This window comes from Methanoregula sp. (genome assembly GCF_049690535.1).
GTDB lineage: Archaea > Halobacteriota > Methanomicrobia > Methanomicrobiales > Methanospirillaceae > Methanoregula.
Map to the genome: position 1 here is coordinate 1 of NZ_JBAVMX010000115.1, position 15196 is coordinate 15196.

Below are 15196 nucleotides of genomic sequence, written 5' to 3' on the forward strand. Positions count from 1 at the left end.
ATACCGTCATCCTGCTCAGGTATGTCCGTTCAAGCGATCTCACGGATGTTCACCTTGCGCTCGAAGTGGTGAAAATGAGGATGTCTGCCCATTCCCGGGAGATCAAGCCGTACGAGATCGAGCAGACGCAGGTAACGGTGTACTCGGAAGCGAACGTATTCTGATGCATCCTCTTTTTGTCAGGTAAGCAAAACAGGTGAATCACCCGGGTGCCCTACCGGACTTTCACAAAAAAGTTTGCGAAGGTTGTCATACTTTTGTAAAAAAGTCCGGGAACGTTCGTGAACTTTACGAAAAAAGTTTGATGAGGCTCGCGATCTTTTGCAAAAAAGTTCGTAACTGTTGGTAAAGATTCTGAAAAATCTCCGGCTCAGCTGCTGAAGATTTTCAAAAAAGACCGGGCCGTGAGCTGAACATTCCTGAAAAAGTACGGTATGGTCTGGAGACCCGGATACCCGCACCCACAAATAATCATCACAATCTTCCCCGGTGGCCTTCCGGATCCTGTGCCCGTGCAGAAAAAAGTCCGGCACAGGAGCTGAGCATTTTTGAAAAAGAGCAGATTGACAGCTGAAGATTTCAAAAAATGTTCGGGTCCGGAGCTGAAGATTCCGGAAAATCTACGACTCAGCTGCTGAGCATTTTAAAAAAAGTCTGGCTTGGTTGGTGAACTTTCCGAAATAATACATAGTTAACTGTGATAATATGCAAAATGGATTCAAAGTCTTTAATCTGAAATAAACATAATCCATTGTGCAATAATAAGATAGACCTTTCTTTGTTCTTACGTACTTTTTAACCACCTTGTAAGAATGCTTTTAGGATATTTTTTAATTCTCGATTTTATTCTTGGTTGATCCCAAAGGTAAACAAAGTAATCCATTCGTTCTTGTATGCCCTTTAAAAGGGTACGTTGTTGAGTTTTAAAATTTTCTGGGGTTAATTGAGAACTTTTCGAATTTAATAAATCATATGAATTTTTATTATATTGTAATCTGGCTAAAACCATTTTTATTTGAATCAAGTACGTAGAATCTATTTCAGAGAAGAATTGAAAATAACCCTTTGAAATAATAAAATCCAATGAATCAAGTTTAAAATCCGGAAAATCGAATATCCGAATATCTTTCCGATCAGGAGGAAGAGCATCCAAGGTGTTTATATTTTCTTCAATGGGATCTATCTTCGGGGATATAATCGATCTCAAATAATCCCCTTCAGTTATGAACCAATTCATAGTAGATTCAAATTCACTTTTTTCAGTCAGGTATTGGGTAATCAGGAGTATGATTAAAGCAATAACAAAACTTCCTAGCAACTGAATTGTTAAGGAAATATTGTTCCACCAATTAGATGAATCTGAAAATTGAGATGTAACAATTTGACATGTAATATTTTCAAGCATGGGAACATTCCTGATAAATAAAACAATACTGCATTTTGAATATAATTAAATTTCTTATTCAGTTAGAATGCTAGTTTTATTCAATATCACCTAAAATTTGTGGATTCCCCCAATCGAACTATCCGGTTCATCCCCACCGAGAGTGCCGGGCGGAAGCGTCAGCCCGCATGTAATAGACTCGTGAAAAGTCTCCCCAATCCGGGCCATTCCCTCAAACGGTAATCCCGAGAATGTTGAGCAGCACAAGGACGAGTACGCCCGGCAGCCCCCCGATACCGCAGATGAGAAGCGTTGCAAGGCTGTACCCGAGATCGGGCCTGCCCACCCACGTCATGACCTGAAGCGTGTTTAAGACAAAGAGAAAGATGAGGCCGAGAACGGCGTTGAGGACCAGCACCGCGAGTTTTTTTACTAGATAATACGCGATGGCAAGGATGACGACGATAAGGACGACCGCAAGGAGGATATCGCTCATGATTATTTACCATTGATCTTTTGGGTTGGCACACAGGTATATTTCGAGATTGTTCCCGAATCGTCCCGCCCCTGAACGGGACTCATCTGGTGCACCTTACAGGTACCTCTCTCCCGTTTATTTAAATAGTTGGTGTGAGGATTCTGTCAGATTGTCGGGCAGTTTCCGGAATGTGGTACTTCGAAGGAACGCAGCAGTCTGCCGAAAACCAAAAAAATCCTTTTATTCTACGGATAACCGGTGTATTATATACGTTACAATGACGAAATTTCACGTATTAAAGAAGAATTGATTCACAGAAGGACTAACTTGATGAACTACCGTATTATTATTATTCTGGCACTCACGCTCTGCCTTCTCTGCCTGCCTCTCGCGACCGCAAATACCGGGGCCGGTGCCACCGGCCTGTCTTCGGGATCTCCCGGCCTTACCTCACTAAAAGCCGAGGACATATCCGGCACAGATACCACAACCGAGCCCACGATGGAGCCGGTAACCCAGCCAACCGAAGAGCCGACCATTGCTCCTACCACTGAGGTCACAACGCAACCCACGGAAAATCCGACAATCGCACCGACTACAGAGGAGCCGACCATTGCTCCCACCACTGAGATCACGACGCAGCCAACAGAAAACCCGACAAACGAGCCCACCGTAATGCCCACCGAGACGGTCACAACCGAAGAGACCACCTCACCGGTCCCGGGGCAGTACGCGCCGGTGGCCGATTTTACGGCATCTCCCTCATCCGGTAACGGGCCGCTTACCGTCCAGTTCACGGACACATCCCTCTACACCCCGACCATGTGGTACTGGGACTTCGGCGATGGATCCAGCGCAGGTACCACCGCCTCCCCGTTCCACACGTACGCTGATCCGGGCACGTACACGGTGACGCTGACCGCGACGAACCTGTACGGCTCGGACACGATCACCCAGTACGATATCGTTACGGTCAACGGCCAGGTAATGAGCAATGGCGTGATCTATGCCCAGTCCGTCCCGTACGGCGCCACCATCTACGTGAACGGCGAGAGCTACGGAACTTCGCCGGTTACCGTAAACAACATCCTGCCTGGAACATACTCGGTCATGGCGTATTTGAGCGGCTACACTGCCGATGTGCGGACAGTCACCGTGTACTCCGGCCAAACGAGCGGGTACTACCCGTCCCTCCAAATCTCGCCCAACCCACCGGGAACGCTCGGGTCAATCTCAGCCCAGCCCTCACCGGCCGGTGCAACGATCTACGTGAACGGGGTCTCATACGGGACCTCGCCGCGCACCATAAACAACCTGCTCCCCGGCACCTACTCGATGATGGTATCCCTGATCGGCTATGCGGCAGACTCCCGGACAGTTACTGTGTACTCCGGCCAGACTACCAGTTACACGCCGGTCCTCCAGGCCCTGCCAAACCCGGCAAATACCGGTGCGATCTTTGCGCAGTCAACACCTGACGGCGCATCAATTTACTTAAACGGCGCTTACCAGGGCACATCTCCTGTCACCATCACGGACCTTGCCCCCGGCACCTATACGCTCAAGGCCACCTTAAACGGCTATGCTGATAACGTACAGCGGATCACGACAAGCGCCGGCCGGGTCTCGTTCTATACCCCGGAGTTCTACCCGTCCCCGCAACCCGTTGGCTCCGGCCAGGGGATCATCGCGGTGTACGCAAACGTGAACGGTGCCCCGGTGTACTTCGACAATGCCTATGAAGGAAATGTCACGAGCGGCGTACTCTATGTGACGGTGGCAACCACGGGAACGCCCGTCCAGACCGTCCGGGTCGAGAGCACCGGCTACATCCCGTATACAGTGGGCCTGACCCAGTGGCCCGCAAACGGCGAGATTGTGAAAGTACAGGCTACGCTTGTACCCAAACCGGCGCCCACAACAACGCCAACCAAATCGCCCGTCCCCGCGCTACTTGCCCTCTGCGCACTTATCGGAGCTGGAGCGGTTGTACTCTTTGCCCGGCGCAAATAACAAAAAAACTTCTCCTTTTTTTCATAGTATGGGTTCTGGTATGTTGTGACGGGAGGGCAACTTTTCACTAAAAAAAGAAAACTATTCATCACTTGTCAGGTTAACAACCCCGGCAGGTGCAACAGAACTGATCCTTTCTGTTTTTCACCAGATTTTGAGGGGGGATTATTTCCCGATGACCCGGACATTATTAACTTTTACCGGGGGCAGGATATAGGATCCGACGGAGCGGCTCTCTTTCCCGAGTGCGGTAACCTGCCGCTGGAGATCGAAGAAGTTGCCGGAGATCATTGCACCCCGGATAGGCTCTGCAAGAGCGCCATCCTTTACCCGGAACGGGTTGGACATCTCGACCGAGAAATCCCCGCTCATGGGGTTTGCCGTGTGTGCCCCCACCACGCTATGGACGTAGATTGCAGGTTCATCAAAGAGTTCGTCACGTTTGCCGTCCACGACAAAATTGTGATGGCCGATCGCGGGAAGCCCGGCAAACCCGCCCCGGATGGCACTCCCGGTGGAGATCTTACCGGCCCGGTACGCGGTCTTGAGATCGTAGGCAAATGCTGTCAGGACACCGGCCCTGACAAAATCAAGCCGGGTAGTAGGAGTTCCCTCGGCGTCAAACCACGTGCTCCCGTCAGCCCCTTTCCGGTGGGGATCGTCATACAGGGAAAGCAGCGGGGCGGCGATCGTTTCGCCGAGCCTGCCGGCCAGTTTCGAGCGGCCCTGCAGCACGTTCCTCCCCGAGAGCGCCGGGACAAAGATGGCTGAGAGCAGGTCGGCATATGCCATGGGGGAGAAGATGATATCGTACTCTCCTGTGGGGATATCCTGCCCACCCGCAGACCGGGAGGCAAGAAATGCTGCCTGTTCACCGACTTTTTCCGGGTTCACGAGCGCCCGTGAGAATGCATGATCAAATTCGTACCCGGTGGACTGGCCGCTGATCGCTTCGAGCGAGACCGAAACTTCCGACTGCCGGGACGCATACCGGATACCGTGGCTGTTGGCAAAGGTGATCTCCCCAAGAGAGATCCCGGCCCCGCCCGAGGTTATCGAGGCCTCCGGGTGCGCGGCAGCCCCGTCAAGCATACCGTGGAGCAGCTCCTGCGCCATTGCCGGTTCAACGGTAAGCGACGGGTCGTACGCGAGATCCTCTTTTGGGAGTGCAACCGGGTCCGGCAGCCCTCTCCATTCCTGCGGTGTGGCAAGCCGGCCGCCTGCGATGGCCGCATCGAGGCAGGCCTGCCACTGCTGAGGGTCGTTCGTGCTCGACGAGCCAATCTTCCCTTTATCGATGGTGCGGATACACAGGCCGGACTCGACCGATGATGAGCAGATGCTCACGCGACGCTGTTTTAAGTCGGCTGAAACCGACGTCCCGGAAAAACAGTATACCTCGAGTTCATCGACCCGCTTCTCACCCTTTAAAAAAAGTTCCTCAATCCACGCCACTGCCACCCACCACCGCATCACGCAGGAGCACCAGCGGGGCGCCGTCGCTCACCGGCACGCTCTGCCCGCCTTTCCCGCAGTATCCTGAATGCATGACCCGCTTCTTCCCGCACAGGACAATCCCGTGGAGCGTTTTTAAGATCTCCCCCGAGAGTGAAACGTCCCGGACCATACGGGTTTTCTCCCCGTTCTCGATCAGGTACCCGTACTCCGCGTTGAACTGGAAAACGCCCCGGCCCGGATCGACCTGCCCGCCCCGGGAACCGGCAAGGAAGATCCCGTTTTTGCATTCCGCGAAGATCTCCTCATCGGTCGCGTTCCCGGTCTCGATGAACGTGTTGCTCATCCTTACTAACGGCGGTTCACCGGGCATCGACCGGGCATGGCCGGCAACGCCGTTCCCAATCGCCGCAAGGGTCTGCCGGTTGTGAAGGAACGAGTTGACCTTCCCGGAGCGGATGATCTCGGTTCTGGCCACCGCGATCCCTTCGGCATCGACCGGCTCAAACCCGAACTCGTGAAGGGACGGGTCGTCGACGATCGTAAGCGAAGCGTCCCCGATCTTTTCGCCGGTCCTCCCTTTCAGGACCGAGTTTCCCTCTTCGATAAGGTCGCCTTCGCTCGCGTGGCCTACGGCCTCGTGCGCGAAAACACCAGCAAGTTCCGGGTCAAGGATGGCATGCATCTTCCCGCCTTTTGCGAGGCCGGCGTCCAGCAGGGAGACTGCCATATCCGCCGCTTTCCTGCCCATATCTTCCCGGTGCCGGAGGTTGAACCCGTGGATGGTGTGATCCGGCTCGTAACCCATCTGAACAGTCCCGTTCCTCGATGCGACCGCCATCACGGAAAAACCCGACCTGCAGATTTCATAGGAGTATTCGCTGCCGGAACTGTCCATGAACCTGACGTTCTCGATCCGTTCAAGGTAATTTGCCCGCCGACTGGTCACCAGCGGCCGGTCTGCTGCCTTCTCGACAGCGAGGAGGAGCTCCGCTTTCTCGCCGATGCTCACATCACGGCAGTCCTCTTTGACCGGGGGAACGGCACGGATCGTGCGGGGTGCATCCCCGAGGCTTATCGTATCTTCGGCAGCAAGCGCAAGCTTTTCGGCTGATGCAAGCAGTTCGTCAAATTTTTTGCCGGATACGGGCGTATAATTATCGATCTGGAGGATCCCCCACCCACGGGGGCCGAGGACCCGGATCACGGCTTTGTTGTAAAAAGTGGTGCCGGCAGACTCAATCACACCCATATCGACGTCGATGTGGGTGGACTGCCCGCTCACCTGCCGCAGGTCATAATACCGGATGCCGGGCGTCTCGGTCATGCCGGTGTCTTGTTGATGGCCGGAACTTCTGCAAACACCGATGTCGACCGGACCGCCATCTGTTTGAGCTTCGAAAGGAACCCGTCCATGTTCTCGGGGACGAGCGCGAACTTGAGCACCTCGTCGATGGTATCCACCGGAATGATCGTCACGAGGGACTTGTATTTCTCCTCGATCAGCACATCGTTGATGTTCGTCCGCGGGATGAGTACAGTCTTGATCCCGGCCTTTGCCGCCGCCTCGATCTTGAACGTTACGCCGCCCACCGGGAGCACGTCACCCCGGACTGAGAGCGAACCGGTCATTGCGACATCCTGCCGCACGGGGATGCCCTCGATTGCACTGATCACAGCGGTCGCCACGCTGATCGAAGCCGAGTCGCCTTCGACACCCCCATAGGTCCCGATGAACTGGATATGGATATCGATATTTTTCACATCTTTGCCGGTAAACTTCTTGAGGATCGCGCTCACGTTCTTGATCGATTCCTGCGCAATCTCCTTTAACATACCGGTGGCGATAACCGAGCCGCTTGCACCCTGTGCAGGCGTAACTTCGGCCATGATCGGGAGCACCGATCCCGAATCTGTTCCCATAACCGCAAGCCCGTTAACCCGGCCGACCCGGGTTCCCTCAACCACCGTAAGCTCGTACTCCCGGCTCCGGCGGATATAATCGTCAGAGACCTGGTCCTCGATCGTCCGGGCGGTCGTCTTTGCCGTGATCACGTGGGATGCTGAGGTAAGGGTCGCCCCTTCCTGACGGGCGATATCACCAGCAACCCGGATAAGGCCGCCCATGTCACGGAGCTTTAAGGTAAGGTGACCCTTGCGGTTCGAACGCCGCCGGGCCTCGCGGAGGACCTCATCGATGGCGCTCTTGTCAAAGTGCGGGATCTTCCCGTCGTTTTTGACTTCCTGCGCGATGAACCGGACATACTTCTCGCGGTTCTCCGGGGTATCGTCCATGCTCTCGGCCATGTAGACCTCGTACCCGTAGCCACGGATACGGGACCGCAGCGCCGGGTGCATCCCCTGTATCGCATCGAGGTTCCCTGCCGCAACCATCACGAACCTGCACGGGACGGGTTCGGTTCTGACCATCGCACCGCTGGAACGTTCGCTCTGGCCGGTGATCGGAAATTCCCCTTCCTGGAGCGCGGTGAGCAGGTTCTGCTGGGAGTGGGGATCGAGTGTATTGATCTCATCGATGAAGAGTACACCACCGTTCGAACGGTGAATGGCGCCACCCTCCACACGGTCATGTGCCGGGGTCTCAAGCCCGCCGCTCTGGAACGGGTCATGCCGGACATCACCGAGAAGGGCTCCTGCATGCGAACCTGTTGCATCAATAAAGGGGGCCGCTTTCTTGGTGTCATTGGAGACGAGCAGCTTGGGCACCATCGCTTCCTCGCGGGGGGTGGTGTAACGGAGCGCCATAAAAACGAATGCAGCGGCAATAATACCCATCAGCCACTGGTACGTAATAAATGCGTACCCGATAATACCAATGACGAGAATCAGGAGAAGGGTGTTTCTGAACTGGATCTTTTTCTTGGCCTCGGCCTTGTGGGCGGCGACGATCTGCTTGCCCCGGCCGGCGGCGACGGTCCTGATGATAGGGTTGTTGGAATCATCGGAGTTCGGGTAGACAAGGATATCCAGAAGTTCCTCTTTTGGCAGGAGTTCGGCCATTGCCTTTGCAAGCATAGATTTGCCGGTCCCCGGGCTCCCGATCATCATGACATGCCGGCGCTGGATCGCGGCTTTCCGGATTACTTCGACCGCACGTTCCTGCCCGATCACCTGGTCAATCAGTTTTGCCGGGACTTCGATCTGGGAGGATGCACCTTCGACTGATTTTGCAGCCTGGCCTGCAACCTCAGGCTGTGGTGCTGACGCCCCGGGAGCTGCGGGTTCAGGCTGCTGGACCGGAGAGACCACGTCGTCGTGCACTGGTACTACTGGTTCCGAGTTTTCCATTTTAAAATTATACCTCTTTTCACCCTTGGAGTATCCATATAATTTGACGCATGATAGTTTAAGTACTTTGTAGCGATGGCAAAAATCGGGCCCCGCCTCAAAATCCATGCAAAAATAATACAACCAGCAGGATGTAATAGTAAGGCAGGGAAAGGTACGCCCTCACCCGCCACGAAGGGACAGGTACATTATCATGAAAGTGATCAGCACGGAAAAATCCCAGATTCTCGCCGCCCGTATCGCAGGGGCCCTAAACACCTCAATCGTTGATGTGAAATTCTCGCGGTTCCCTGACGGCGAGATGTACCTTGCTGCCGGAGATCTTGACGATGAGACCATCATTGTCGGGAGTATCACCGACAGCGATGCGCTCGTCCAGCTGCTCCTCCTGATCGATGCCTGCGAGGGCTCAAAAAATCATCTCGTCCTCCCGTACATGGGGTATGCACGACAGGATAAAAAATTCAGGAACGGGGAGCCGATCAGTGCCCGTGCGATTGCCCGTCTCTTTGGGAAGGGCGTGGAAAACTGCATCACGGTCAATATCCACGAGCCGGATGTGCTGAAATATTTCGATGTGCCCACAACCAACCTCTCGCTCGCAAAGGACATGGGTGCGTACCTTCAATCCATGGGCCTGTCTGACCCCCTGATCCTCGCCCCGGACGATGGCGCGCTGGCCTTTGCTGAGGGTGTGGCATCCGTGGGCGGATGGGACTGCGACCACCTGGAAAAGACCCGGCTCTCCGGGGTCGAGGTGAAGATGGCACCAAAGAAACTCTGTGCTGCATCGCGATCCGTAGTCATCGTTGACGATATCATCTCGACCGGCAGCACGATCGCAACAGCGGCGAATATGCTGTACCAGCAGGGGGCAGCAGAGGTCTACGCGGCCTGCGTCCATGGAGTACTGATCGGTGGTGCATATGTGCACCTGAAGGCAAGCGGGATCCGCGAAGTTTTCTGCAGCGACACCATCGAGCGGGGATGCAGCAGGCTCTCCGCTGCCGATCGCATCGCGGCCACCCTGCGGAACTGACCCGGGGGAGCGGAAAGCCGCGCCGGCAACGGCAGGATAAACCATGAAGTGCATCCTTGATTCCACGGTTTTTTTTACGGATTACCCGGTCAACGGTGAATGCTACACGACGCCGTCCGTAGTTGAGGAACTCTTGGATCTCACGAGCAAATGCCGATACGACCAGCTGGCGGACGCCGGGCTCACCGTCCGGTCTCCTTCTGCGCAGGAGCTCGCACGGGTAAAGGAGGCCGCTAGGATATCCGGGGACCTTCCGGTGATCTCCGGCACCGACTGCGATGTCCTCGCCCTTGCCGGTGAACTTGGGGCCACGATTTTCACGGACGATTTTGCGATCCAGAACATTGCTGCCGCAATGGGGATTTCCGTACAGCCGCTCCGGCAGCGGGCGGCAAAAAAAAGAGTGTGGAAATACCGGTGCACCGGCTGTGGCCGCTACTTTAAAACCGACGGGGAATGCCCGGTCTGCGGCTCAAATATTAAACGAAAACTTAAATAGATTACCACAAATCTTTTTTGCATGTCTTCCCTTGACGATCTGATCGCCCGGGCAAAAGTGCTGTTATCCGAGGGACACAGCCCCGGCCAGATTGCAGATGAGCTCTCGCTCTCGATGGAAACGGTGACCTGGCTTTTAACCCAGGCAAAAGGAGGAACGGCCGCACCAAAGGATGTCCATATCGACTGGACCGCGGTGAGCAGCCAGGCGCCATTGCTGGACGGAATCGCCCAGATGCTCCTAAACCGGTATTATAGTGCACAGAAAGATGCGGCGTCTCCTGCCGCAGATGTCATCGTGGGTATCGCCCTCTCCGGCATCCCGCTTGCAACGGTTATCTCCGTGCAGGAGGCGGCACAGCTTGCGATCTACCATCCCTCAAAGCAGAACGCAAGCGAGCACCCCATCGGGTCGATCAGCGGGAATTTTGCCGCTGTGGCCGATGAGCGCTGCATCATTGTCGATGATGTTATCACTTCGGGCAATACGATGCGGGAAGTCGTCAAGTACCTGAAGAAACACGGGTCGGTCCCGGTCGCGATCTGGGTGATCTTCGACAAGCGCGGCATCAAGGACATTGATGGCGTGCCGGTCTATTCGCTCTTCAAAATATCCCGTATTGATTAACCAATTATTTTTCAACAGAACCCACAAGGGATTGATTTATATAGAAGTTCAATTCCACCTTTTACAGCACTAGAGGATTATCTATGTTATCAGGTCAACCAATTATTATCCTAAAAGACAACGTAGAGCGAAACACGGGTAAGGAGGCCCAGCGCTCGAATATCATGGCCGCAAAGGCAATCGCGGGCGCGGTCCGGACAACGCTTGGTCCCCGGGGCATGGACAAGATGCTCGTGGGTTCGACCGGCGACATTGTCATCACCAATGACGGGGCGACGATTTTAGAAGAGATCTCGGTCCAGCACCCCGGCGCAAAGATGGTCATCGAAGTGGCAAAGACCCAGGACGACGAGGTCGGAGACGGGACCACAACAGCCGTCGTTATCGCCGGCTCGCTCATGGAGCAGGCAGAGCACCTGCTCGAGCAGGGCATCCACCCGACGGTAATTGCACAGGGATACCGGCTGGGTATGGAAAAGGCACTCGATATCACCAAGTCCCTTTCCTTCAAGGTCGACCCCAAGGACCGTAAGACACTCATGAAGATCGCCGATACCGCGATTACCGGCAAGTCGATCGAATCGGTCAAGGGAAAACTGGACGGCATCATCGTTGATGCGGTCATGGCCATCGCAGAAAAGGTCGACGGGAAATACCTTGCCGATGAAGACGATGTGATGATCAAGAAACAGAAGGGCAGGTCCATGGACGACGCCGAGCTCGTCCGCGGTATTGTCCTTGACAAGAAACGCCTCAGCGAAGGTATGCCAAAGAAGGTCACGAAGGCCAAAGTTGCCCTCATCGCAACTCCGATGGAGATCTCAAAGACGCAGGTAAAGGCGAAGATCAAGATCACGACGGCCGACCAGATTGCAGCCTTCTCCGAGCAGGAGCGGGCGACGTTAAAAAAACTCGCCGATGCCATCACAAACGCCGGCGCGAACGTGGTGTTCTGCCAGAAGGGCATCGCGGACCCGGTCCAGTTCTTCCTTGCAAAGAACGGCATTTATGCTGTTGAGGATGTCCCGGAAAAGGATCTCAAGTACGCCGCCCGGGCGCTGAGCGCAAACATTGTCAACAAGCCTGAGGACCTGACCGCAAAGGATCTCGGCCATGCCGAGGCTGTCGAGGAAGACAGCGATATCGATATAACAAGGATCTCCGGCTGCAAGAATCCCAAGACGATCACCATCCTCCTGCGGGGCACGAGCGACTACCTCCTCGACGAACTCGAGCGTGCAGTGGTCGATGGTACCCGCGTTGTGATGGACGCAATCGAAGACGGTACGTATGTTGTCGGCGGCGGCGCAGTCGAGACTGAACTCTTGATGAAGATCCGTGACTACGCCGAGACCGTCGGTGGCCGGGTCCAGCTTGCTATCGAAGGGTACGCAACGGCCTTTGAGACCATCCCCCGCACCCTTGCCGAGAATTCGGGGTACAACCCAATCGACAAACTGGTCGCACTTAAGAACGCCCATGCAAAGGGCAAGAAGACTGCCGGCCTTAACGTCTACACGGGCGAGGTTATCGATATGCAGGCCGAGGGCGTCCTCGAACCACTCCGGTCGAAGCGCCAGTCCATCCAGAGTGCTTCCGAGACTGCCATTATGCTGATCCGTGTCGATGACATGATGATCACGCAGTCCAAGAGAGCCCCGGGCATGCCGCCGATGGCATAAACCCGGGCAAGAATACTCGACATTTTTTCTATTGTTTGTGATACGGATCTGCACTTTCCACGTACGGTATGTACCCAGGACCTAATCCGTGAGGGCAATGGAACGCAGATAACTATTAGTGGAATCGCAAAGAAAATGATCTGAACCCGGTGCCGAGGTAGTCTAGCCCGGGAAGGCGGTAGCCTCGAAAGCTACTGGCGCTTCGCGCCTCGGGAGTTCAAATCTCCCCCTCGGCGTCACCACTTGCGTTTGCCTTTTTTCAGGTCTCCCTCATAAAAATTGAAATAATCAGTTTTCCAGCCCCCTTATCGCAAATAAATCCCAAATTTCGGCATATTATTGGATCTGCCAATTAAAAAAAATTAAATATAACTTATTCCTAGTATACAATATCTACGTGCATCCTGTACGATTACAACATTCCCAAGATCGACCTCCCAGGTGAATACCATGTTCCGGATAAAAAAGAACAAACCGAAGATCTCGGCTGATGCAAAATCATTCCGTACGGTACGGCGCCTCAACATGAACCGCACCTATACATCATTAAAAATCGGGGTAGTCGCCGGATATATCCTGCTCGGGCTGATGTCGGCATCCTCTTCCATGTTCGGCATGATAGTCGGTGCATTGATCCACCGGATGGTCGGCAATTGACTGTCCCGTAAATCTTTTTTTTGGCACGGCTGCTTTTCGAACAGATAAAATTTCCCGTAACCGGGTGTCAATCGTTTCACCCGTCATCCTGCCGGTTTTTTCGGGATAGGGCAGATCCACGTACGTCTCCGCTGCGGAAAGTAAAAAAAAATTCTAAACGAACAGCAGGATGCCAAGAATTCCGTGGATAACCGCACATCCAATGGAAAAGATGGCAAAGCGGGGGTGCCAGACAAAGGGGATCGTGTGGATGCCGTGTCTGTTGAGAACGGCAATGAGCGCAGTAACAAGGAACGCCGTCAGAGTCAGGATCCCGAGATACATGATAAGCGGTTTGCCAAAGATCAGATAAAAGGAAATTTCCTGCAGCATAGTTCAGGTCACAACCACGGAGCCCTGCATCTGGGGATGTTGGCCACAGGAATAATTGTAGACACCGGTATTGTAAAATCTCATGGAGAACGACTGGCTGGGCGCAAGTACACCGGACGGATCGATCTTGGAGTCCTTGGAAAAGACAACCGAGTGCACAACCGAGTCCTTGTTGACCCACCGCACGATGTCGCCAGCATTCACCGTGAGCTGCGCCGGATTGTATGCCATGTTCTGGATGATGATCGTATCGTCCGAGACCGGTGCGCTGGTCGTCACCGTGGGAACAGCAGGTGCGGCGGTTGTTGTAACACTTTTTACGAATGTCGGTGTCGCCGTGGTGGCAGCATGCTGAACCTGCGGTGCAGGCTGTGTACATCCTGCAGTAAGCAGGAGAAAAACAACTGCCATCGTGAGGAGAAGAATGCGTTTCATGGGGGAATCCGCCTCAATTTAGTCTATGAGAATATGTAGTGCCAGGGTTTTTTAAAGATGATCCGGGATAGGATGTATTTCAGTTTACCAGCCCGGTTGGAATCTTTCACTCCACGTCATCAGTCTTTGTCACGCCCGGTTCTGCATACGGTATGAGGATGACCGGCACCTGAGCAAGAGTCCGGGTAAACTCCCCGATATGGTAATAATCCGCAAGCACCATCGTCCAGAAATCCCGTGCCGGGAGTGCCGTGGCAAACTTCCATGCCTCGGGGGACGGCAGCGGGAGGAGCACCGCTATCTCTTCTGATGAAAGAGCCGGGATCTCCCGGATCGCGCCTGCCACCTTCGCGCCGGCACCGGTCTTTCCGGCCCCCGTAACCCGGACCCTGTAATCATCGTACCTGACCCGGATCCGGCCGGGCAGGCCTTTTATGAGATGCGCCAGCACCCGGTTGAACCGGCTGCCGTAAAAGGAATACACAACCACTTCTTTCCCGTACGTGCCCCGCTCCTCCCGTACAAAGATGCCCCGCCCGGCGATCCCGATAGGCAGGATACTGAGCGCTGCAGAAAGAGCCTCCGTCTCTTTTTCCCCAATCGGAAGATCGGTCCCGCCCCGGGCAACGATCCTTTGCACCGCACCGCAGATCACCGGCGAGAGCGCGGCCTCCTCGCCCGCGGTCCAGAAGACCCGGGACATGCCATTTCCGTTCCCGCCCGGAACCACGACCACAAGATTATGGCTCTCGTCGCACTTGACCACCGACCATTTCGCCCCGCCGAGTGTAAAATCCCCGGGGTCCGGGCGGTTTGCAAACCGGGCGTCGAGGCTGCCCACCACCTCGCCATCCGGTGTCACTGCCCGGTACTCGTTTCCCCCGCTGATCACCGAGTACAGTCCCCGGTAATTCGACCGCCCGAACACCCGCTCCGCTTCCGTTCCCGGCATCAGCATCTCCCCATCCGCGGCAAGGTACCCGGCAGAGACCAGATGATCAAGGATGCGATCCATTTCCCCAGAGGAGATATGCGAAAATGCGGAGAACGTGAGGAGGTCGCGGGCGATCGTACCCCGGCCGGCCCGGGATGCGGAGAGGATGGAGAGGAAGATCTGCTGGATGAGCACGTTGTACGGTTTTTCCAGAGGCAGAAGGGGTTCAACCTTTTTTTCCCGGGCGCATTCGATCACGGCACAGCTGGTGAGGAGTTCCCCCGGGTCAAAAAGGAGCCATGCGACAAACGC

General features: G+C 54.8%; 14 protein-coding genes, 1 tRNA gene and 1 pseudogene. 8 read left to right on the forward strand and 8 right to left on the reverse strand.

Annotated elements, in window-relative coordinates; translation table 11 throughout:
- On the forward strand, positions 1-164 hold a 164-nt coding region (locus WCE46_RS09115; protein ID WP_424733402.1), incomplete at its 5' end, for an ATPase domain-containing protein.
- Positions 165-784: 620 nt separating this feature from the next.
- On the opposite strand, the gene WCE46_RS09120 is transcribed toward WCE46_RS09115, so the two are convergent.
- Complete coding sequence (locus tag WCE46_RS09120; RefSeq protein WP_424733390.1) at positions 785-1405, reverse strand: hypothetical protein; 621 nt, start codon at positions 1403-1405, stop codon at positions 785-787.
- Between the two features lie 211 nt (positions 1406-1616).
- Positions 1617-1880: a pro-sigmaK processing inhibitor BofA family protein gene (locus WCE46_RS09125; protein ID WP_424733391.1), complete on the reverse strand. Its 264-nt coding sequence runs from the start codon at positions 1878-1880 to the stop codon at positions 1617-1619.
- Positions 1881-2192: 312 nt separating this feature from the next.
- On the opposite strand from WCE46_RS09125, the gene WCE46_RS09130 reads away from it, so the two are divergent.
- A complete protein-coding gene (locus tag WCE46_RS09130) occupies positions 2193-3875 on the forward strand; it encodes a PEGA domain-containing protein (protein ID WP_424733392.1) in 1683 nt (560 codons plus the stop codon).
- A gap of 165 nt (positions 3876-4040) precedes the next feature.
- Here the strand turns inward: WCE46_RS09130 and WCE46_RS09135 are convergent, their stop codons facing one another.
- The 3 genes from WCE46_RS09135 to lonB are packed head-to-tail and all read right to left on the reverse strand — an operon-like array spanning position 4041 to position 8639.
- Positions 4041-5348, reverse strand: coding sequence for a TldD/PmbA family protein (locus WCE46_RS09135; protein WP_424733403.1), 1308 nt, complete (start codon positions 5346-5348; stop codon positions 4041-4043).
- Positions 5317-6657: a TldD/PmbA family protein gene (locus tag WCE46_RS09140; protein ID WP_424733393.1), complete on the reverse strand. Its 1341-nt coding sequence runs from the start codon at positions 6655-6657 to the stop codon at positions 5317-5319. The genes WCE46_RS09135 and WCE46_RS09140 overlap by 32 nt, the downstream gene beginning before the upstream one ends.
- Positions 6654-8639 carry an ATP-dependent protease LonB gene (lonB, locus tag WCE46_RS09145; protein ID WP_424733394.1) on the reverse strand — a complete coding sequence of 662 codons (1986 nt, stop codon included), beginning with the start codon at positions 8637-8639 and terminating at the stop codon, positions 6654-6656. Before lonB ends, WCE46_RS09140 begins: the two co-directional genes overlap by 4 nt.
- Before the next feature lie 193 nt (positions 8640-8832).
- Here lonB and WCE46_RS09150 point away from each other — a divergent pair, with 193 nt between their 5' ends.
- From WCE46_RS09150 to WCE46_RS09175, 6 genes are all read left to right on the forward strand, one after another.
- A complete protein-coding gene (locus WCE46_RS09150) occupies positions 8833-9678 on the forward strand; it encodes a ribose-phosphate diphosphokinase (RefSeq protein WP_424733395.1) in 846 nt (281 codons plus the stop codon).
- Between the two features lie 43 nt (positions 9679-9721).
- On the forward strand, positions 9722-10177 hold the full coding sequence (locus WCE46_RS09155; protein WP_424733396.1) for an NOB1 family endonuclease: 456 nt from the start codon (positions 9722-9724) through the stop codon (positions 10175-10177).
- A gap of 21 nt (positions 10178-10198) precedes the next feature.
- Positions 10199-10804, forward strand: a complete 606-nt coding sequence (locus WCE46_RS09160) for an orotate phosphoribosyltransferase-like protein (RefSeq protein ID WP_424733397.1) — start codon at positions 10199-10201, stop codon at positions 10802-10804.
- An 83-nt stretch (positions 10805-10887) separates the two neighbouring features.
- Positions 10888-12486 carry a thermosome subunit alpha gene (gene thsA, locus WCE46_RS09165; RefSeq protein ID WP_424733398.1) on the forward strand — a complete coding sequence of 533 codons (1599 nt, stop codon included), beginning with the start codon at positions 10888-10890 and terminating at the stop codon, positions 12484-12486.
- 151 nt (positions 12487-12637) lie between these two features.
- Positions 12638-12722 (forward strand) — tRNA-Ser (locus WCE46_RS09170).
- Between the two features lie 214 nt (positions 12723-12936).
- A complete protein-coding gene (locus WCE46_RS09175; RefSeq protein WP_424733399.1) occupies positions 12937-13143 on the forward strand; it encodes a hypothetical protein in 207 nt (68 codons plus the stop codon).
- Positions 13144-13296: 153 nt separating this feature from the next.
- On the opposite strand, the gene WCE46_RS09180 is transcribed toward WCE46_RS09175, so the two are convergent.
- The 3 genes and pseudogenes from WCE46_RS09180 to WCE46_RS09190 all read right to left on the reverse strand — a co-directional run.
- Positions 13297-13467, reverse strand: a complete 171-nt coding sequence (locus WCE46_RS09180) for a hypothetical protein (RefSeq protein ID WP_424733400.1) — start codon at positions 13465-13467, stop codon at positions 13297-13299.
- Between the two features lie 51 nt (positions 13468-13518).
- Positions 13519-13950 carry a plastocyanin/azurin family copper-binding protein gene (locus WCE46_RS09185; RefSeq protein WP_424733401.1) on the reverse strand — a complete coding sequence of 144 codons (432 nt, stop codon included), beginning with the start codon at positions 13948-13950 and terminating at the stop codon, positions 13519-13521.
- Positions 13951-14056: 106 nt separating this feature from the next.
- Positions 14057-15196: pseudogene (locus tag WCE46_RS09190) on the reverse strand (DEAD/DEAH box helicase); the annotation flags it as partial.